Origin of the sequence: Rhodanobacter glycinis (genome assembly GCF_006438785.1) — a bacterium.
In the GTDB taxonomy this organism is placed as follows: domain Bacteria; phylum Pseudomonadota; class Gammaproteobacteria; order Xanthomonadales; family Rhodanobacteraceae; genus Rhodanobacter; species Rhodanobacter glycinis_A.
Genome location: NZ_RCZB01000002.1, coordinates 239,997 through 258,298, shown reverse-complemented (window position 1 = coordinate 258,298; position 18,302 = coordinate 239,997). Strand labels below are relative to the sequence as shown.

Below are 18,302 nucleotides of genomic sequence, written 5' to 3'. Positions count from 1 at the left end.
CTCAGTGCGCCGCCGCCGGTGCCGGTGTCGCCGCCGCGCGTGCCTTGGCCACCTCGTCCTTGCTGAACTGGCCACCCGGGTTGCCCCAGCTGTTCAGCACGTAGGTCAGGATGTTGGACACTTCATCGTCGGTTAGCTGCGACATCGGTGGCATCACCGAATCGTATTCGTGACCGTTGACGGTGACCTTGCCGGTCAGGCCGTGCGTCACGATGGTCATGGCGCGCTTGGGATCAGCCGCGAGAAGATCAGACTTCGCCAGCGGCGGGAACACATTCGGCAAGCCTTCGCCGTTGGCCTGGTGGCAGACCGAGCAGGTGCCGGCGAACAGTTGCTTGCCCGCGGCGATCTGGTCTTCCTTGGTCAGCGTACCGGCGGCATGCGCCGTGGCAGCGGTGGTCACGGCCTGCAGGTTGCTGCCGGCGCGATCGCCCAGGTAGACCGAGTCCACCTCCTTGCCCGAGTAGACCGACTTGTTCTCCGGGCCGTCCACTTTCAGGATGCCCAGCGCGCCCTTGTTGAAGGCGCGGAAGATCGAGTGGTCGACCAGCACGTAACTGCCCGGCACGTCGGTGTGGAACTCCACGATCGCGGCACCGCCGGACGGGATCAGCGTGGTCTGCACGTTGTGCTGCGCCACCGTGCCGCCCTCGGGCTGCACCTTGTCGAAGATCTCGCCGATCACGTGGAAGCTGGAGACCAGGTTCGGGCCGCCGTTGCCCACGAACAGGCGCACGTTCTGGTTGGTCTTGGCGGTCAGCGCGTTGTCGCCGGTGATCGAGCCTTCCTTGCCGTTGAACAACACATAGGTCGGACGCTCGTCGATCGCCTTCTCCATGTCGAACGGCTGATGGCCCTTCTCGCGGTACTTGCCGGTGGTGTAGAAGTCACCCTGCATCACGTAGTACTCGTGGTCGACCGGGCTCAGACCCTCCGGTGGCTCGACCAGCAGCAGGCCGTACATGCCGTTGGCGATGTGCATGCCCACCGGCGCGGTGGCGCAGTGGTACACATAGATGCCCTGGTTGAGCGCCTTGAAGGTGAACTGCGACTCGTGCCCCGGCGCGGTGAAGCTGGATGCGGCGCCGCCGCCCGGGCCGGTCACGCCGTGCATGTCGATGTTGTGCGGCATCTTGTTGTTGGGGTTGTTCTTCAGGTGGAACTCCACCGTGTCGCCCTGGCGCACGCGGATGAAGCTGCCCGGCACGGTGCCGCCGAAGGTCCAGAACGTGTAGCTAACGCCCTCGGAAATCGGCATCTCCTTCTCGATCACCTCCAGCTCCACGATGACCTTGGCCGGATAGTTGCGATGGATCGGTGGCGGTACGTGCGGCGGGCTGGTCAGCACGGCGTGGATCGGCTCGCCCTGCGGTGGGCCGAAGTCGCCGCGCTCGGAGGCGACGGAGGTGCTGGCGGTGGGTGTGGCTGCAGTCGCGGCCGGGCCGGACGAGGCAGATGGTTTGCCAGAACATGCCGCCAGCGCAAGCATCGCAGCGGCGGCGAGGTAAAGGTGCGGACGTGTCATCAACGTTCTCCCTGGGATCTGCTGCCAGCCTATGAGAACGCAGTATGTCGTGTTTGACCTGGGTCAAACGGGAATGATTCGGGGCGTCGCTGCGTCACCCTGCCACAGCTCTTGGCTCGCCCTGCTTCAACCCGGCTTGCCGTCCACCCGCGGCGTCAGGTAGATCCACGCCGAACGCAGCACCCACGGCAGGAACGCCAGCAACCAGCCGTACGCGGCGATCACCAGCCACAGGTAGACGTCGCCGCCGAACTCGGCGCGGATGCGCACCAGCACCACCAGCTGCAACAGCGCGAAGCAAACCCACGGCACCGCACCCATCTGCATCGGCCGGCCCGAGTGACCCTGGGTCACGCGCGTCACCATCGCCACCAGCATCGAGCCGAAGTAGCCGATCGCCAGCGCATGCAGCGGCGCGCGAAAGAACAGCATTTCGCCGCGCATGGCGTAGATCACGTCCTGCACGGCATACAACGCGAAGGCCACCGGCAGCCACGCAAAGGACAGGTGCAGCACGGCGAGCACGCCGGGCCGCATCGCCTTCCACGGCTGCCATGCCAGCGCATGCCAGGCGAACACCAGCGCCAGCGGAATGTCGGCCAGCCACAACCAGCTCAGCGCGCCGCGCCAGTCCAGCAGCAGGTGCGCCAGCAGCAGCACCCACACCACCGGCAGGCTCCAGCGCGGGCGGACCACCGTGTAGCCCTTGATCATGTTGCCGCTGAAGAACGGCAGCATCCGGTGCGTCACCGAGAAGAAGATCGGCAGCAGCAGGCCGAAAGTGCCGATCCGCACGGCCAGTTGCGCACACTCGTCAGGTGCGCCAAACAGAAAGGCGATGAATGCGATCAGGCCCAGCGTGCCCAGCGCCATGCCCAGCACGCACGAGCGTGCGTGATCGTTGCGATCGCGCGATGCCCGCAGCACCGACGCCAGCGTGACCAGGCCGATCAGGTAACCGGCCAGCATCATCACGAAGCCCAGCTTGAGCAGCCACGGCAGATCCAGCAGGCCCACGTTGGCCAGTACATAGCCACCGAATACCAGGCCGGCCACCGGCACATAGCGCGAACGCGGCAGCGAAGGCTGGTTCAACCAGCGCGGAAACACCGTCAGCAGGAAGCCGAACATGAAAAGCGGAAACATGCCGTACTGGATCAGCATGCCATGGGCATACGCCGGCGAGATCGTCGGCTGCGGCCAGCTGCCCAGCCCGAAGCGCATCCAGGTCAACTCCACCGCCCACCACGCCATGCTCAGCAGCACCGCAACGGAGCCGGCCAGAAATAGCAGCCGGTGCGGCGCCGAGGCGAGCAGGGCCGGCAGTTCGGCAAACGTCGCCGGCTTGACGTTGGAAGTGGACGATTCAGCCATGGTGAGCCAGCTCGAATGAGAACGATTCGTCATGTTGGCAGATTGACGGGGGTGGCGGCCATGACCTGCATCAGTTGCCGCGGCAGCGCAGAACGGTGCTGCTCGCCGACGCAACGTGGCGTTCAATTGACCCCGGTCAACACCGGTCCGCGCCGCGTCGCGCACGCTGCACCCATCCACACGGGAGACACGACCATGGGCAGGCTGAGTGGCAAGGTGGCACTGGTGACCGGCGGCGCGGTGGGCATCGGAGCCGCCTGCGTCGCGCGCATGATCGAGTCCGGCGCGCAGGTAGCCATCGTCGACCTGCACGACGACATCGGCCGGAAGCTGGCCGCGCAGCTTGGCGACAACGCCCGCTACTTCCACGCCGACGTGTCGGCGGAGGCCGAAGTGGCGGCTGCGATCGCCAGTACCGTGGCGGCATTTGGACGGCTGGACGTCCTGGTCAACAACGCCGGCATCGCCGGGGCGAACAAGCCCACGCACGAGCTCACCGAAGCCGAGTGGGACCGGGTGCAGGCGGTCAACGTGAAGGGCGTGTTCTTCTGCACCAAGCATGCGATCGCGCCGCTGCGCGCGGCCGGCGGCGGCAGCATCATCAACCTGTCGTCGATCTACGGTCTGGTCGGCGCGCCGGATCTGCCGCCCTACCATGCGTCCAAGGGCGCGGTGCGGCTGATGAGCAAGACCGACGCGCTGATCTATGCAGCCGACCGCATCCGGGTCAACTCGATCCACCCCGGCTTCATCTGGACGCCGCTGGTGGAACAGCACCTCGCCGCGATGGGTGGCGACGCGCAGCAGCACCGGCGCGAAGTCGGCGCGCTGCATCCGCTCGGCCACATGGGCGAACCGGACGACATCGCCTGGGGCGTGGTCTACCTCGCCTCGGACGAGTCAAAGTTCATGACCGGCAGCGAGCTGGTCATCGATGGCGGCTACACCTGCCGCTGAATATTCATCCCTGTCGAGGAACCAGCCATGTTCAAGCACATCCTTCTGCCTACTGATGGCTCCGATCTGTCGCTGCGCGCGGCAAAGCTCGGCATCGAGTTGGCCAGGACCTGCGGCGCACGGGTGTACGCCCTGCATGTGATTGCGCCGTATCACACCATTGCCTACATGGCCGAGATGCTGGCAGCCACCGAGATCACCTACACCCAGGACGCCACCGTGCGCGCCGAGCAATACCTTGCCGAGGTGCGGCGCATGGCCGAGGCAGCCGGAATGGAATGTTCCACCGAATACGTGTTCGACGATCGCCCGCACGAGGCGATCATCCGCGCCGCGAGCGAGCAGCATTGCGATCTGGTAGTGATGGCAACGCACGGCTGGCGCGGCTTCACCCGGCTGCTGCTGGGCAGCGAGGTGCACAAGGTGCTGCTGGAAAGCGAGATCCCCGTGCTGGTCTGCCGTTGAGCCGGCGCCCACCGGTATCCGCGGCGCTCGAACGTAGCGACGTAACCTAGGAGACACCCATGTTCAAGCACATCCTGCTGCCCGTCGACGGATCCGAACTATCACTGCACGCGGTCGACCTCGGCATCGCGCTGGCTGCCTCACTGGGTGCCCGCATCCATGCGCTGCACGTGTTGCCACCGTTTCCGGCGGTGACGTATTTCGCGGCGATCGCCCAGGCCAACGAGACGATGTACATCGAGCGCGCCGTGGCCAGCGCCGAACGCGTGCTGGCCGAAGTGCAGCGGCGCGCAGAGGACGCCGGGGTTGCCTGCGTGGGGAGTCACGAGATCGACAGTCGCCCCGAATGCGCGATTGCCGCCGCTGTCTCGAAGTACCACTGCGACGTGATCGTGATGGCCACGCATGGCTGGCGCGGCATCGAGAAGCTGCTGCTGGGCAGCGTGACGCAGAAGACACTGCTGCTGGCCGATGTTCCGGTGCTGGTCTGTCGTTGAAGGACACGGTAGTTGCGGTCAATGCGCCATACCCGGCCGCGGCCCGGTGAGCAATCGTCGGCCGCTTTCCGTGGACGGCAACAGCGCACGCCAGGAGATCGCATGAGTACCGTGAGACCGCCCCAACCCGCCAGCCTGACCGGGCTGGATCCGGCCGAGGCCGCGCGCCGGCTGGCCGCCGAGGGTCCCAACCTGCTGCCGGGCAGCACGCCCAAGCCGATCCTGGCCATTGCCATCAGCGTGCTCACCGAGCCGATGTTCCTGATGCTGCTGGTGGCGGGCGGTCTGTATCTGGCGCTGGGCGATCGGGCCGAGGCGACCTTCCTGCTCGCGTCGGTCTTCGTGATCATCGGCATCACCCTGGTGCAGGAGCGCAAGACGCAGCGCGCGCTGGAGTCGCTGCGCGAGTTGTCCGCGCCGCGTGCGCTGGTGATTCGCGCGGGGCAGGAGATCCGCATCCCCGGACGCGAGGTGGTGTGCGGCGACGTGCTGGTGCTGCATGAAGGCGATCGTGTCGCTGCCGATGCCGTCTTGCGCGAGGGCGATCTGGACGTCGACGAATCGCTGCTGACCGGCGAGTCGGTTCCGCTCACCAAGTCGCCGGGCGAGACCGGCGGCCAGCTGTTCGCCAGCACCGTGGTGACCCGCGGCGTGGGTGTTGCCGAAGTAAGCGCCATCGCCACCGCCACCGCGGTGGGACGCATAGGCCAGGCACTGGCCCGAACCACCGAGCCGATATCCCGCCTGCAGCAGGCGTCCCGCCGACTGGTACGCAACCTGGCTATCGCCGGCCTGCTGCTGGCCATCGCCTATTGCCTGCTCAGCTGGCTGTGGGACGGCCATACCTTCATCGAAAGCGTGTTGTCGGGCGTGGCGCTGACCATGGCGATCCTGCCCGAGGAGATCCCGGTGGTGCTGACGGTGTTCCTGGCATTGGGCGCCTGGCGCATCTCGAAGCACAAGGTGCTGACCCGGCGCGTGCCGGCGGTGGAGACACTCGGCGCGATCTCGGTGCTGGCCGTGGACAAGACCGGCACGCTGACCCAGAACCGCATGCAGGTGGCCGAACTGGGGCTGGCCGATGCGGACTTTTGCGACGCCGGCGCGAGCGAGCTGCCCGAGCCGTTCCACGAACTGGTCGAGTTCGCCATGCTGGCGACGCCGCCGGATCCGTTCGACCCGATGGAAAAGGCGATCAGCCGCTTCGGGCTGCACTGGCTCACCGACACCGAGCACGTGCATGCGCAGTGGTCGTCGGAAATCGAGTACGGCCTGTCACCGGACATCCTGGCGATGACCCGCGTGTTCCGCGGCGAGGTGCGTACGCAACACCTGCTGGCGACCAAGGGTGCACCCGAGGCGGTGATCGACCTGTGCCACCTGGCGGCGCCCGACGCGGCAGTGATCCTGCGCCAGGTCGAGGCCATGGCCGCGCGTGGCCTGCGTGTGCTGGGCGTGGCGCGCGGCGAGTGGCAGGGTGACGCGTGGCCGCAGAGCCAGCATGACTTCACGTTCCGCTTCCTGGGCCTGGTGGGGTTGATCGACCCGCCACGCCCGGAGGTACCCGCCGCGATCGCCGAGTGCCGCAGCGCGGGGGTGCGCATCATCATGCTGACCGGCGACCACCCGGTCACCGCGCGCGCGATCGCCCGCCAGGTCGGGCTGAGCGAACGCGCCGAGGTGATCACCGGCCCGGAGATCGACGCCCTCGACGACGACGCGTTGCGCCTGCGCCTGCATCAAGTGGACCTGTGCGCGCGACTGAAGCCCGAGCAGAAGCTGCGGCTGGTGCAGTTGCTGCGCGACGGTGGCGAGGTGGTGGCGATGACCGGCGACGGCGTCAACGACGCACCCGCGCTGAAGGCCGCGGACGTCGGCATCGCGATGGGCGAACGCGGCACCGACGTGGCGCGCGAGGCGGCCGCCCTGGTCTTGCTGGACGACAGCTTCGCCAGCATCGTGGCGGCGATCCGCCAGGGCCGGCGCATCTACGACAACATCACCAAGGCCACCGGCTTCGTGTTCGCCGTGCACGTGCCGATCATCGCGCTGGCGCTGGTGCCCGCCCTGCTGCACTGGCCGGTGCTGCTGATGCCGGTACACATCGTGCTGCTGGAGCTGCTGATCGATCCGGCCTGCTCGGTGGTGTTCGAGGCGGAGCCCGCTGCCGACGACATCATGCGGCGGCCGCCGCGCGCCCCGTCGGACTCCCCGTTCGCCGCCGCCAACCTGCACTACGCGGTGATCCAGGGACTCGGCTTCGCCGGCATCCTGCTCTGCGGTTACGGCCTGCTGCTCGGCCGAGGCCTCGACGCTGCGCAAGGCCGCAGCGCCGTGTTCATCGCCCTGGTGATCGGCCTGTTCCTGCTGACCCTGGCCAACCGCGACCTGTCCCACCATGCACTGGCCCGCACCGCAGCGAAAAACCCCTGGCTGTGGCGGATGTTCGGCGGCGTGGCACTGATGCTGGCAGTCGTGGTCGGGGTACCTTTCTTTCGCAATGTGATGGGGCTGGCGGTGCCAGGCGTGTTCATGCTGCTTGCCATTGCCGGGATGCTGGCCGCTGCCATGGCGTGGCTGGAACTCCTGCGCCGCATGACGCACTGCGGCCTGCGCGAGGCGGCAGCACGCTGATGCGACCGCGCACGCCGAAGTGCCGCGCGCAGTGGAGGCGATTGCGCCCATCGCGCAACGAGCCCACGGCCTTGGCCGTGCTTCAACCCGCCCGCCGCAGCACGCCGGAAAGGCGGGTGCCTGGCGCGACCGTGTTGAACACCGTGCCGTACTTGCGCACGTTGTCGTGCAGTAGGGCCAGTCGCTGCTCGCTCTCGTCGCTGTCGACCAGGATCTCGTAGTCAATCGATTCCAGGCGCGGCGGCACGTCCTGGCGCACGCCATGCACGCGCACCTCGACCCCGCGCAGTTGGAACTTCAGGATCGGCGTGACGCGCTCGATGCCCTTGATCATGCAGGCCGACAAGGCGGCCAGCAGCAGTTCGGCGGGGTTGAACGCATCCATGCGGCCGGCCAGGTCGGTATCCAGCGACAGTTCGGCATCCTTGCAGCGGGCGACGCTGCCGTGGGCGTCGGTTCGACGTGCGCTGACCTGGAAGCTCAGCTTGCGGGTGGTTTCGGTCATGGGATTCTCCGCGGACATCCATGGGAGCCCGGTGGCTCAGACATATCCGGGTACATGCGGCGCGGCGCCCGCCACGCGTGGAAGGCTCAGACTAACCCGCGCACCGCCCAGAGCGGAGCGACCGAAGGCGAGCCGGCCGTGATGCAGGCTGGCGATCGCCTGCGCGATCGACAGGCCCAGCCCGCTGCCCTCACCCACGCTGCCTTCGGGACGGTGGAAGCGTTCGCCCAGCCGCGCGGCATCGGTGGACGCGAAGCCGGCACCGTCGTCATCCACCTCGAGCGTGACACCGTCGGCATGACCACCGACGCGCACGTTCACCTGGCCGTGGTCGGGCACGTGACGCAAGGCGTTGTCGAGCAGGTTCTGCACCAGGATGCCGAGCAGGCCGCGGCTGCCCAGCACGAAGTCGTTGCCGTCGTGGTCCAGCGACAGCTCGATGGAGCGCGCCGCCGCATGCTCGCTGGCGTCGCGCAGCGCGGCTTCGGCCACGCTCGCCAGGCGCAACGGACCAGCGTCGTCAAGCTCAGTCAGTTTCTCGACGCGCGCCAGCAGCAGCAACTGGGTCACCAGTCGCTGCATGCGGTCGAGCGCCTCCTGCGATCGCTGCAGATGCAGCGCGCGGGCGGCCGCATCGTCCCCGCGCCCGGCAAGGTCCAGCTCCAGCCGCAGCGCCGCCAGCGGATGGCGCAGTTCGTGGGCAGCGTCGGCGGTGAAGCGGCGCTCATGCTCCAGGCTGAGCTTGAGGCGATCGACCAGCCGGTCGATCGCTTCGGTGAACGGCGCCAGCTCGACCGGCACGCGTTCGTCGTTGAGCGAGGCGGCCATCGGGCTGGCGCCGGCGGACAGGCTGCGGGTCAGCCGGCGCAGCGGCTTCAAACCGCTGCGCAAGCCGGCGAACACCGTCGGCGGCACCAGCACCAGCAGCGCCAGCAGGGCCAGCAGCGCCGGCGCCAGCAGCTTGCGCATCAACTCGTCGCGCTCGTCCAGCGGCGCGCCGACCTGGATCCAGTACTGGTGCCGCGCGTCCCAGCGCTGGAATACCCGCCAGCGCCGTCCTTCGTGGGTGACCGAATGGAAGTGCGCGTCGCCCGGATCGAAGCGCAGCACTGGCAACTCGGCGCTTTCGACCAGCAGTTCGCCGCGGGCATCGCGCAGCACGATGGCCGGTCGCTGGGCGGTGGCGTCCGAGCCGACCAGCTTCTTGTCCGGCAGGCGTACCGCACCGACGCGTGCCGCCGTGTCCGGCATCACCGCGAACACGCTGGCGGCGGTGCGCACGAGCATCTGGTCGAAGATCTCGTCGACCTCGTGCAGGCTGCGCCAGGCCAGCCAGCCGCCGGCGGCACACCACACCAGCACGATGCCGGCCACCAGCCGCAGCACCAGCCGCCGGTTAAGCGAGGGGCGGATCATGCGGCCGGCCCGCCGGACCGGTTGATCGCGTAGCCGATGCCGCGCAAGGTGCGGATCCAGCCCGGCCCGAGCTTGTGGCGCAGGTGGTGGATGTGCACTTCCACCGCGTTGCTGGCCACTTCCTGATCCCACCCGTACAGGGCTTCTTCCAGCTGGTCGCGCGAGTAGGCACGCCCGGGATGGCGCACCAGGGTTTCAAGCAACTGGTACTCGCGCGCGGTGAGGTCCAGCGCGGTGCCCTCCAGCGTAGCCACACGCGCGGCCGGGGTGACTTCGAGTCCAGCCACGCGGATCGCCGGCTCGATCTGGCCGGCGGCGCGGCGCAGCAGCGCGCGCAGGCGGGCGGCCAGTTCGTCCAGATGCACCGGCTTGACCACGTAATCGTCGGCGCCGGCATCCAGCCCGGCGACCCGGTCGGCGAGCTCGTCGCGGGCGGTCAGCAGCAACACCGGGGTGGCGTCGCGGCGCCGGCGCATGCCGGCGATGATCGCCGGCCCGCTGCTGCGCGGCAGATTCCAATCCAGCACGGCGGCGGCGTAGCTGGTGTCGGCCAGCGCGGCGGCGGCCTGGCTGCCGTCGGTGATCCAGTCCACCGCATAGCCGAGCTGGCGCAGGCCGTCGGCCAGCGCCTGCCCCAGTGCCCGATCGTCTTCGGCTAGCAGGATGCGCATGGCCTCATTCTTGTCGCGTGATTGGACGGCTCACTTGACTTGCCGCAAGTCGCGGTGATTTTCCGCCGGCTGCGGCATCCTGCCCCAGCGCGCGCTTGCGGCCGTGGATCATCGCAGCGACCAGGTTCTCGCGGTAGTGGACGCTCTCGCCCACCGCCGCCAGCACGTGCACGACGACCAGCCCCAGCACGCCGTAGGCCAGCAGCTCGTGCAGTTCCTCCAGCCAGGGCGTGCCGAAGAACGCGTCGGTGGTCTGCAGCCAGCCGGTGGCGCCCACCAGCAGCACGCCGGCGAGCAGGGCCAGGATCATCACCGCCGCGCCCGGGTTGTGCCCCAGCTGCCGCCGCGAACGGCCGGCCAGGCGATCGCGCAGATAGCCGCGCACGCGGCGTGGGCCGGCCACCCAGTCGCCGAAGCGCGCGTGCCGCGTGCCAATCCAGCCCCACGCGAAACGCACGGCGAGCAGGGCCAGGATGGCGTAGCCGATCCCGCGATGGGCCAGCTCGCCGTCCTCGGTGAAGAAATTGGCGAGGAACAAGCCCGCCAGCGACCAGTGAAATACGCGTATCAGCGGATCCCACACCTTGACCATGGCATTCATGGGCTTGTCCTCGCGTCAGTGGTTGATCAGCCGCCCTTCTTCTTGACGATGCGGCCGTCGGTGGGATCGAAGTAGATCTCGACGTTCTTGCCGGCCTTGTCCTTGCCGTAGATTTCGTAGCAGTTACCCGAGACCTGGAACACCTTGATGGTGTAGCCCTGGTCGAGCACCTTCTGCTTCATCGCCGCTTCGGTCAGCCACTGCGCACGCGGTGCACTGGTGCATTGCGGTGCGGCGAAGGCGGACGCCGACAGCGCGGCGGCGGCAAGGAACAGGGGTGCGATGACGATGCGTTTCATGATGCGTCTCCGGTTTCGGCATGATTGCCTTGGGTGGCATTGCAACCGGGGTGGCTTACGTGGGTCTTAAGGCGCGGCCCGTTGCACACATGCCCTCGGGCGGGCCGGATGTGAGTGCCATCCGTCGGCACGAGACAGGCGATGCGGCGCTCCGGGGCGCGTCGAAACGGGTGGCCGGGCAAAGGTCTCGCGCACAGTGCCGCACGGCGCAGCTCTAACCGCGCGAGCGATCCCGCGGGATGACCGGCGGTACCGCGTTACTGCACGCCCGCACCGGCCCGGTGCGGCCGGCAACGCCAGCTGCGGAAATGCCGGTGCGAAGTGCGCGTCAGGTCCCCGATCGGACCGCCCCAGGAGACACGACCGCTGTTGCCACCATCACCCTGTCCCGCCCCGCGTGCTTGGCGTCATACAACATAGCGTCGGCACGCTGGATCAGATCCGTGCTGCCATCGCTGGGGGCGGACTGCGCCACGCCAATGCTGATGGTGACCGCGCGCTGCGGCCATGCAAAACCGCGGAACGCATCGAGGATGCGCGCTGCCACCTCGCCGGCACGGGTCACATCGGTATCGGGCAGCAGCAACGCGAACTCCTCGCCGCCGTAGCGCGCGGCCAGATCCGACGGGCGCAGCGCGGCCCCCAGAAGATGCCCGGTGATGCGCAAGACCTCGTCGCCGGCGAGGTGGCCGAAATCGTCGTTGTAGCTCTTGAACCTGTCCAGGTCGAGCATCAACAGCGAGAACCTCATGTCATGCTCGCGTTGCCCGCGCAACAGGTTGGCCAGCGCATCGTCGAACGCGCGCCGGTTGGCCAGTCCCGTCAAAGTGTCGGTGTCGGCATCGTTGCGCAGCAACAGGGATTTCCGGCGCTGGCGTTCCAGTTTATCCAGCAAGGTCGCCACCCACCACACGAGCCAGGCCACCGCGCCGCCGCTGAACAAGGCCACGAATGAAAAAGCCAACGCTTCCGACAAGCCAAGCCGGGATTGCAACATCTCGAAGACAAAGGCGACGATCACCGGCATCAACAACGCCGGCAACAGCAAACGGCGCGCAAACGCGCCCCCCAGCGTGTCGGCGGTGGTCACCCGGGTGAGGCCGATGGTGGGTGTGGAGGCTATCCAGCCCAGCGTCGCCAGCAGCAGCAGGAGTGTCGTGTAGATCGGCACCCGATTGAACGGCCCGCTGTCCCTGCCCGCCAGTGCAAATCCGTACGAGGCCAGGCCGGTCATTGCGATGGCCAGCAGGACGACCGCGAGTCCTTCGCGCAAGTACAGCCAGCGCCGCGTGGATACCATGACACCCAGACCGCCGAGCAGCACGAACGCCGTGGCGACCAGCTCCGCCATGCGCCCGGACAATGGATCTGGCTGGCGCGCGAACGAATCATCCAGCAACCGGTCGATGCCGATATCCAGCGACCAGACATACTCGGCGAGCGTGGCCAGGCCGATGCCCATCACGGCCAGTGACAACCAGGGGCCGAGGCGCGATCGCACGCGCCCGGAGCCCTGACTGAGCAGCAACGCACTGCCGGACAGGGCGAAGCCGATCGCCGCATTGACCTTCATGGAACGCTGCCCCGGCACCACCGCGGTCGGCAGTCGCGCGTCCCACCACCAGGCCACCAGCACGATCGATGCAACCGCGATCATCAGCACGGCGATGGTGCGCGAAAAGCGGATGAAGCCCCGAACGACCTGCGAATCCTGATGGAACGGCACTTCAATCATGGTCACCTCGCTGACGGGTAAGTCCGCAACTGTCAATCCGCGACCGGACGATGGCACGCAACCAAACGGTGCACCACCGATCGGCGGCGGCGCTACGGTTGACGCCGATCAATCCGCCTCCCGCGCCACCCTGCCACAGTCCCGACATAAACTGGCCGAACGTCTGCAACCACGGGCAAAACGAACATGATCATCTACAGCTGCCACGGTGCCGCCAGGCAGGTCACCGGTTCCTGCCACCTGATCACCTGCAACGAGCGGCGGGTACTGATTGACTGCGGCATGTTCCAGGGCGGTGCGGAGGTGGAGCGCGGCAATGCCGAGCCATTCGGCTTCGATCCGGCCAGCATCGACGTGCTGCTGCTGACCCACGCGCACCTTGATCACTGCGGACGGATTCCGTTGCTGGTGCGACGCGGCTTCCGTGGCCGCATCCTCGCCACCGCGGCCACCCGCGAACTGGCCCGCGTGGTGATGCTCGATGCGGCCGGCCTGCAGGAGGAGGATGCGCGCCGGGCGCAACGCACCAATCGCCGCGGCGAAACGGCGACGACGCCGCTGTACACGCTGGATGACGCCCTGCACGCACTGGATTTCTTCGGCCCGGATGTCGGCTACAACGACACTGTACCCGTCGTTGACGGCATCAGCGCGCGCTTCCTCGACGCCGGCCATATCCTCGGCTCGGCCTCGATCCTGCTGGACGTCGACGACGGCACGCTGCGCCGCAGCCTGCTGTTCTCCGGCGACCTGGGCAATCCGGGTCGGCCGATCCTGCGCGATCCGGTGCCCGCGCCGGCCGCCGACTACGTGGTGATGGAAACCACCTATGGCGACCGCCCGCACCGCTCGGTGCCGGATTCCATCGAGGAGATGTACCAGGCGATACGCGACACGCTGGCGCGCCGTGGCAACGTGGTGATTCCCACCTTCGCACTGGAGCGCACGCAGGAGATCCTCTACTACCTGCATCGCGGCATCCTCGGCGGGGCGATTCCGGCCCACGTGCGGGTGTTTCTGGATTCGCCGATGGCGATCTCCGCCACCGAGATCTTCCGCCGCCACTCCGAGTGCTTCGACGACGACTTTCTCGCCGAGTTGCAGCATAGCGATCCGTTCGCCATGCCCGGCCTGCACTTCACCCGCGACACCAGCGAGTCGATGGCGATCAACAGCATCGAGGACGGCGCGGTGATCCTGGCCGGCTCCGGCATGTGCAATGGCGGCCGTGTGCGCCACCATCTGAAGCACAACCTGTGGCGCGAGCGCAGCAGCGTGGTGTTTGTCGGCTATGCCGCGCAGGGCACGCTGGCGCGCCGGATCGTCGACGGCGCCGCGACGGTGCGCATCTTCAACGAGGAGATTGCGGTACGCGCGCAGGTGTGGACGATCAACGGCTTCTCCGCACATGCCGATCAACCGGCGTTGCTGGCCTGGCTGGGCAATGCACCCCGCCGCAAGGTACTGCTGGTGCACGGCGAGTACGAACGCGGCATGCAGGCGATGCGCGATTGCCTGACCGGCCGCGGTGTGAGCTGCCAGCTGCCGGGCCTGCACGAGCCGATCAAGATCGACTGAGCACCGCCGGTCACGCCGGCCGGTTCCTCCGCGGCAGCATGCGCAGCAAGGTGTTGTCGCGCGCCATGTAGTGGTGAAACAACGCCGCCGCCGCATGCAGGCCGATCAGGTAGTAGCCGATCGTGCCGATGGTTTCGTGGAGCTCCTTGAATGAATCGGCAAGCGCCTTGTCGGCACCCATCAGGGCCGGCAACGACAGACCGAAGAACGGGATCGACTTGCCCGCAGCGCTGAGCGTGAGCCAGCCCAGCAGCGGCATCGCGATCATGAAGACGTACAGCGCCAGGTGCATCAGGCCGGCCAGGCGCCGCTGCCACAGCGCGGGCTGCGGCTGGATGCGCGGCGGGGCGCCCAGCCAGCGGATCGCCAGGCGCACGAATACCAGCGCAAGGACCGCCAGCCCCAGCATGACATGCCAGGTCTTCAGGCCCTCGCGCAGATCGCTGCCACGGGGAAACAACTCGCGCAGGTTGATACACGCGTATACGCCAACCAGCAACAGCAGCATCAGCCAGTGCATGGCGATCGACAGCGAGCCGTAGCGATCGGTGGTGTTTTTCCAGTTCATGGCAATCCTCAACAATGGGTTTCGGTCACGTTCGGTCGATGCATCAGCCATCCCGGCCGGTTCATGCGCCAGCAGCGTGCTCCCAAAGGCGGCGGGCCGACTTGAGCGCGGTCAAGTTCGCGGGTGACAGGCGACGCAGCCGCTTGCGTTGTTTCGCCGCACCCGCCCCCTTTCACTGCCTTGCGGCAGTCGTGTGCTAAGTTCCGAAGACAGGAAACTTCATGATTGATGATTTCCGCCCGCGCGCGAGGCGTTAATGGAACCCACCGCCACTGTGCTCGATCTCAATCAGTTGCGCCGCAGTTGCAGCACCTGCGCACTGCACGAGCTGTGTCTGCCGGCCGGCATCGGCGTTGACGACCTGAACCGGCTGGATGCCACGGTGAAGGACAAGCGCATGCTGGACCGCGGCGCCGTGCTGTACCGCGACGGCGACAAGTTCGATGCGCTCTACGTGGTGCGTTCCGGTTCGCTGAAGACCTTCGTGCAGAACGAGGCCGGCGACATGCAGATACTCGCGTTCCACCTGCCCGGCGAGATCATCGGCTTCGACGCGCTGGCATCGAACCAGCATGTCAGCCAGGCCGAGGCGTTGGAGCGTTCCAGCATCTGCGAACTGCCCTACGTCCAGCTGCAGCAGGTCACCAGCGATGTGCCTGCGTTGCATCGGCAGCTGATGCGGGTGATCAGCCGCGAAGTGGTGGAGGAACACCGTCATCTGATGATGATGGGCCGGCAGCAGGCGCAGGAGCAGCTGGCCACCTTCCTGCGCAGCCTGTCCGACCGCTACCAGCGCCTGCAGCGCGACGGCAACGCACTCAACCTGTCGATGTCGCGCTACGACATCGCCAACTATCTCGGCCTGGTGGTGGAGACGGTGAGCCGGCTGTTTTCGCGCATGGAGGAAATGGGCGTACTGGAGGTCAATCGCAAATCCGTGCGCATCCTGCGTCCCGACCTGCTGGCCAGTCTCTGCCGCACCGACGCCGCATCGAAGCAGAAGAGCAGCGGCTGAGCTTCTTCGCGCCATACGCCGTCGTCCGCCCCTTTTGCCTGCGCATGACGCGCACCCGGCGACCAGTTGACGGAGATCAACTGGCATCGGCCGGCGCCGGCGTACAAATCGATCGTGCAGGAAGCCAAGCCGCCATGCCCGATCGCCGGGCATCGGAGCCGCACGATCACCCGCATCGAGAACCATGCCATGTCCGATATCGCCCACCCCCAAGCCCTCACTGACGACGCCTCCGCCATCCACTTCGAAAAACTGGGTGGCTCGCACTGGATCGAATCCCTGGCCGATGGCACGCGAGTGCTGATCCGACCGCTGCGGGAAGAGGATCGCGAGCGCGAGGAAGATTTCATCCATCGCCTGTCACCCGATTCGCGCCGGTTCCGGTTTTTGGGCGGATTCAAGGAGGCCAGCCCGCAGTTGATCAACCAGTTGATGGATGTCGACTACGACCAGCGGATGGCATTCGTTGCGCTGGCCCACGACAACGGCAAGCTGCGCGAAGTGGGCGTGAGCCGCTACAGCGCCACCGACGAGTCAGGCCACTGCGAATGCGCGGTGACCGTGGCCGACGATTGGCGCCAGCGCGGCCTTGGCGTGCTGTTGATGCGGCACCTGATCGACCTCGCCCGCAGGAACGGCTTCAAGCAGATGATCTCGATCGACGCCGCCGACAACGAGGCGATGCGCGATCTCGCCAGCTACCTGGGCTTCCATCGCCGACTTGATCCGGACGATTCGAGCCAGGTCATCCACATCCTGGATCTGTGACCACCGCCCTGCCTGCCGGGATACCGCCCATGTCCATGCACTCGGAACGAACCGCAGCCGCCCCTGTCGATGTCGTCGCGGATACCGCGAAGGTCGCCGGCCCCGGCGACATACTGGCGTTGGTGACCTCCACCAGCCCGTGGAGCACCGCTGCGGTGGCGGGTGTGGCGCTCGCCGCGCGCTGGGGCAGCAACCTGACCGGCTGCTTCGTGGATCCGTCGACCCGCATGCTGCGCGACGCCGATGGCGACCCCACCGTACTCGGACTGCTGATGGCGCCGCGCATCGACGACGCCGACGCGCACGCCGCGTTTGGCGAGCTGGCGCGACATTCGGGGGTGCACGAGGCCACCTGGGCGGTCAGCAGCACCGGGGTGGCGCAGACCCTGCGGCATGTTGGCGCCTGGCATGACCTGGCGGTGATCGAACGGGACATGGTGGACGCATCCGGGCTGCTCGACATTCTCGGCGAGGCGATTCTCGGCAGCCAGCTGCCGTGCCTGATCCTGCCGCCGCACTGGAGCGGCGAGCCCAGCTTCGAGCACGTGGTGATCGGCTGCAACGGCAGCATCGAATCGATCCGCGCGATCCACGCCGCCCTGCCGTTCCTGCAGATGGCCAAACAGGTCACCCTGATCGATGGCGACGTGCGCAGCGCCCACGACGCCGACGGCCGCCTGCCGCACTTCGATCCGTTCATCTATCTGCTGCGCCACCACGTCACCGCCAGGCCGCGATACATCCGCGCCTCGTCCGACCTGGCCGGCGACATCCTGCTGAAGGAAGCACGCAATGCGCAGGTCGACCTGCTGGTGATGGGCGCCTACGGCCACTCGCCGATGCGCGAGCGTGTGTTTGGCGGCGCCACCCGGCGCGTGCTGGAGGAGGCGCATATCCCGGTGCTGATGCAGCACTAGGCCGGCACCTCACTCCGGCAGCAGCGCCTGCCCGATTGCGCGCAGGCCTATCGGATCCAGCACCTGCAGTTCGCGCCCTTCGATCTGGATCAGCTTCTGGATGCGGAAGCGGCTGAGCACGCGGCTGACCGTTTCGGCGGCCAGGCGCAGGTAATTGGCGATGTCGCCGCGTGACATGCTGAGGTGGAAACGGGTGGCGGAAAAGCCGCGCGCGGCGTAGCGGCTGGCCAGATCCATCAGGAACGCGGCCACCCGTTCGTCGGCACTGTGATCACCGGCCAGCAGGCTGGCGGTGCCCAGCTCCTTGCTGAGCATGCGGAACAGATGCTGCTGCACGGCCGGAATGCGCGAAGCCAGCGCGCTCATCGCCGGGAACGAGAAGCGGCAGAAGAACGTGGTGTCCAGCGCCACCGCGTCGCACGGAAAATGTTCCGGGTAGATCGCGTTGAGGCCGACCACCTCGCCGGGCAGGTAGAAGCCGAGCACCTGCTCGCGGCCCTCCTTGTCGACCATGCGGGTTTTCACGGTGCCGCCACGCACGGCGAAGATCGCGCGGAACGGATCGCCGGTGCGAAAGATGTGTTCGCCTGCGCGAAACGGCCCGACATGCTCCACCAGACACTGCAGCTCGGCCAGCTCCGGCTTGTGGTAACCGGCCGCAATGCAGGCACTGGAGAACGCACAGGTACCGCAGAAACGCGTCTCGTCGCCATCGTCGGCGATCGGGTTGGGCGGATCGGGCAGGCGGCCTGCCGGGTGCTTGGATTGCATGATGGT

At 67.3% G+C, this 18,302-nt stretch carries 18 protein-coding genes; 8 read left to right on the top strand and 10 right to left on the bottom strand.

Translation table 11 applies throughout. From position 1 onward, the window contains the following. Position 1 precedes the first annotated feature (1 nt). On the bottom strand, positions 2–1,525 hold the full coding sequence (gene nirK / locus EAH75_RS09235; RefSeq protein WP_140648341.1) for a copper-containing nitrite reductase: 1,524 nt from the start codon (positions 1,523–1,525) through the stop codon (positions 2–4). A gap of 126 nt (positions 1,526–1,651) precedes the next feature. After that, the gene (locus EAH75_RS09230; protein WP_140649565.1) at positions 1,652–2,899 is read right to left on the bottom strand and encodes an NnrS family protein; all 1,248 of its coding nucleotides are present in this window, start codon (positions 2,897–2,899) and stop codon (positions 1,652–1,654) included. Between the two features lie 195 nt (positions 2,900–3,094). Between EAH75_RS09230 and EAH75_RS09225 the strand changes: the two genes are divergently transcribed. The 4 genes from EAH75_RS09225 to EAH75_RS09210 all read left to right on the top strand — a co-directional run bounded on the left by EAH75_RS09225 (position 3,095) and on the right by EAH75_RS09210 (position 7,452). Continuing rightward, positions 3,095–3,856 carry a glucose 1-dehydrogenase gene (locus EAH75_RS09225; RefSeq protein WP_140805226.1) on the top strand — a complete coding sequence of 254 codons (762 nt, stop codon included), beginning with the start codon at positions 3,095–3,097 and terminating at the stop codon, positions 3,854–3,856. A 27-nt stretch (positions 3,857–3,883) separates the two neighbouring features. After that, on the top strand, positions 3,884–4,321 hold the full coding sequence (locus EAH75_RS09220) for a universal stress protein (protein WP_140805224.1): 438 nt from the start codon (positions 3,884–3,886) through the stop codon (positions 4,319–4,321). 59 nt (positions 4,322–4,380) lie between these two features. Then, complete coding sequence (locus EAH75_RS09215) at positions 4,381–4,818, top strand: universal stress protein (protein WP_140648338.1); 438 nt, start codon at positions 4,381–4,383, stop codon at positions 4,816–4,818. A gap of 102 nt (positions 4,819–4,920) precedes the next feature. Beyond that, positions 4,921–7,452 carry a cation-translocating P-type ATPase gene (locus EAH75_RS09210; RefSeq protein ID WP_140805222.1) on the top strand — a complete coding sequence of 844 codons (2,532 nt, stop codon included), beginning with the start codon at positions 4,921–4,923 and terminating at the stop codon, positions 7,450–7,452. Between the two features lie 82 nt (positions 7,453–7,534). On the opposite strand, the gene EAH75_RS09205 is transcribed toward EAH75_RS09210, so the two are convergent. The 6 genes from EAH75_RS09205 to EAH75_RS09180 form a co-directional block, all read right to left on the bottom strand. Next, on the bottom strand, positions 7,535–7,957 hold the full coding sequence (locus EAH75_RS09205; RefSeq protein ID WP_140805220.1) for an OsmC family protein: 423 nt from the start codon (positions 7,955–7,957) through the stop codon (positions 7,535–7,537). A gap of 36 nt (positions 7,958–7,993) precedes the next feature. Continuing rightward, a complete protein-coding gene (locus EAH75_RS09200; RefSeq protein ID WP_140805218.1) occupies positions 7,994–9,373 on the bottom strand; it encodes an ATP-binding protein in 1,380 nt (459 codons plus the stop codon). Next, a complete protein-coding gene (locus EAH75_RS09195) occupies positions 9,370–10,044 on the bottom strand; it encodes a response regulator transcription factor (protein ID WP_140648334.1) in 675 nt (224 codons plus the stop codon). The genes EAH75_RS09200 and EAH75_RS09195 overlap by 4 nt, the downstream gene beginning before the upstream one ends. A gap of 4 nt (positions 10,045–10,048) precedes the next feature. Continuing rightward, positions 10,049–10,645: a cytochrome b/b6 domain-containing protein gene (locus EAH75_RS09190; RefSeq protein WP_140805216.1), complete on the bottom strand. Its 597-nt coding sequence runs from the start codon at positions 10,643–10,645 to the stop codon at positions 10,049–10,051. Positions 10,646–10,671: 26 nt separating this feature from the next. Beyond that, a complete protein-coding gene (locus EAH75_RS09185) occupies positions 10,672–10,944 on the bottom strand; it encodes a PepSY domain-containing protein (RefSeq protein ID WP_140648332.1) in 273 nt (90 codons plus the stop codon). A 328-nt stretch (positions 10,945–11,272) separates the two neighbouring features. Then, positions 11,273–12,679 carry a GGDEF domain-containing protein gene (locus EAH75_RS09180; protein ID WP_140648331.1) on the bottom strand — a complete coding sequence of 469 codons (1,407 nt, stop codon included), beginning with the start codon at positions 12,677–12,679 and terminating at the stop codon, positions 11,273–11,275. Between the two features lie 186 nt (positions 12,680–12,865). Between EAH75_RS09180 and EAH75_RS09175 the strand changes: the two genes are divergently transcribed. Then, positions 12,866–14,257, top strand: a complete 1,392-nt coding sequence (locus EAH75_RS09175; protein WP_140648330.1) for an MBL fold metallo-hydrolase — start codon at positions 12,866–12,868, stop codon at positions 14,255–14,257. A 10-nt stretch (positions 14,258–14,267) separates the two neighbouring features. On the opposite strand, the gene EAH75_RS09170 is transcribed toward EAH75_RS09175, so the two are convergent. Beyond that, on the bottom strand, positions 14,268–14,825 hold the full coding sequence (locus tag EAH75_RS09170; RefSeq protein WP_140805214.1) for a cytochrome b: 558 nt from the start codon (positions 14,823–14,825) through the stop codon (positions 14,268–14,270). Between the two features lie 256 nt (positions 14,826–15,081). Here EAH75_RS09170 and EAH75_RS09165 point away from each other — a divergent pair, with 256 nt between their 5' ends. The 3 genes from EAH75_RS09165 to EAH75_RS09155 all read left to right on the top strand — a co-directional run bounded on the left by EAH75_RS09165 (position 15,082) and on the right by EAH75_RS09155 (position 17,525). Further along, a complete protein-coding gene (locus EAH75_RS09165; RefSeq protein ID WP_140648328.1) occupies positions 15,082–15,840 on the top strand; it encodes a cyclic nucleotide-binding domain-containing protein in 759 nt (252 codons plus the stop codon). Positions 15,841–16,029: 189 nt separating this feature from the next. Further along, on the top strand, positions 16,030–16,608 hold the full coding sequence (locus EAH75_RS09160) for a GNAT family N-acetyltransferase (RefSeq protein ID WP_140649563.1): 579 nt from the start codon (positions 16,030–16,032) through the stop codon (positions 16,606–16,608). Between the two features lie 29 nt (positions 16,609–16,637). Beyond that, entirely contained in the window at positions 16,638–17,525 is an 888-nt protein-coding gene (locus EAH75_RS09155) for a universal stress protein (protein ID WP_241668923.1), read from the top strand. Positions 17,526–17,534: 9 nt separating this feature from the next. On the opposite strand, the gene EAH75_RS09150 is transcribed toward EAH75_RS09155, so the two are convergent. Next, complete coding sequence (locus EAH75_RS09150) at positions 17,535–18,296, bottom strand: helix-turn-helix domain-containing protein (RefSeq protein WP_140648327.1); 762 nt, start codon at positions 18,294–18,296, stop codon at positions 17,535–17,537. Between the last annotated feature and the right edge of the window lie 6 nt (positions 18,297–18,302).

What these genes read in the sequence shown, in the direction of transcription:
- nirK (WP_140648341.1), bottom strand. Translation starts at nt 1,525, where the DNA reads ATGACACGTCCGCACCTTTACCTCGCCGCCGCTGCGATGCTTGCGCTG.
- EAH75_RS09230 (WP_140649565.1), bottom strand. Translation starts at nt 2,899, where the DNA reads ATGGCTGAATCGTCCACTTCCAACGTCAAGCCGGCGACGTTTGCCGAA.
- EAH75_RS09225 (WP_140805226.1), top strand. Translation starts at nt 3,095, where the DNA reads ATGGGCAGGCTGAGTGGCAAGGTGGCACTGGTGACCGGCGGCGCGGTG.
- EAH75_RS09220 (WP_140805224.1), top strand. Translation starts at nt 3,884, where the DNA reads ATGTTCAAGCACATCCTTCTGCCTACTGATGGCTCCGATCTGTCGCTG.
- EAH75_RS09215 (WP_140648338.1), top strand. Translation starts at nt 4,381, where the DNA reads ATGTTCAAGCACATCCTGCTGCCCGTCGACGGATCCGAACTATCACTG.
- EAH75_RS09210 (WP_140805222.1), top strand. Translation starts at nt 4,921, where the DNA reads ATGAGTACCGTGAGACCGCCCCAACCCGCCAGCCTGACCGGGCTGGAT.
- EAH75_RS09205 (WP_140805220.1), bottom strand. Translation starts at nt 7,957, where the DNA reads ATGACCGAAACCACCCGCAAGCTGAGCTTCCAGGTCAGCGCACGTCGA.
- EAH75_RS09200 (WP_140805218.1), bottom strand. Translation starts at nt 9,373, where the DNA reads ATGATCCGCCCCTCGCTTAACCGGCGGCTGGTGCTGCGGCTGGTGGCC.
- EAH75_RS09195 (WP_140648334.1), bottom strand. Translation starts at nt 10,044, where the DNA reads ATGCGCATCCTGCTAGCCGAAGACGATCGGGCACTGGGGCAGGCGCTG.
- EAH75_RS09190 (WP_140805216.1), bottom strand. Translation starts at nt 10,645, where the DNA reads ATGAATGCCATGGTCAAGGTGTGGGATCCGCTGATACGCGTATTTCAC.
- EAH75_RS09185 (WP_140648332.1), bottom strand. Translation starts at nt 10,944, where the DNA reads ATGAAACGCATCGTCATCGCACCCCTGTTCCTTGCCGCCGCCGCGCTG.
- EAH75_RS09180 (WP_140648331.1), bottom strand. Translation starts at nt 12,679, where the DNA reads ATGATTGAAGTGCCGTTCCATCAGGATTCGCAGGTCGTTCGGGGCTTC.
- EAH75_RS09175 (WP_140648330.1), top strand. Translation starts at nt 12,866, where the DNA reads ATGATCATCTACAGCTGCCACGGTGCCGCCAGGCAGGTCACCGGTTCC.
- EAH75_RS09170 (WP_140805214.1), bottom strand. Translation starts at nt 14,825, where the DNA reads ATGAACTGGAAAAACACCACCGATCGCTACGGCTCGCTGTCGATCGCC.
- EAH75_RS09165 (WP_140648328.1), top strand. Translation starts at nt 15,082, where the DNA reads ATGGAACCCACCGCCACTGTGCTCGATCTCAATCAGTTGCGCCGCAGT.
- EAH75_RS09160 (WP_140649563.1), top strand. Translation starts at nt 16,030, where the DNA reads ATGTCCGATATCGCCCACCCCCAAGCCCTCACTGACGACGCCTCCGCC.
- EAH75_RS09155 (WP_241668923.1), top strand. Translation starts at nt 16,638, where the DNA reads ATGTCCATGCACTCGGAACGAACCGCAGCCGCCCCTGTCGATGTCGTC.
- EAH75_RS09150 (WP_140648327.1), bottom strand. Translation starts at nt 18,296, where the DNA reads ATGCAATCCAAGCACCCGGCAGGCCGCCTGCCCGATCCGCCCAACCCG.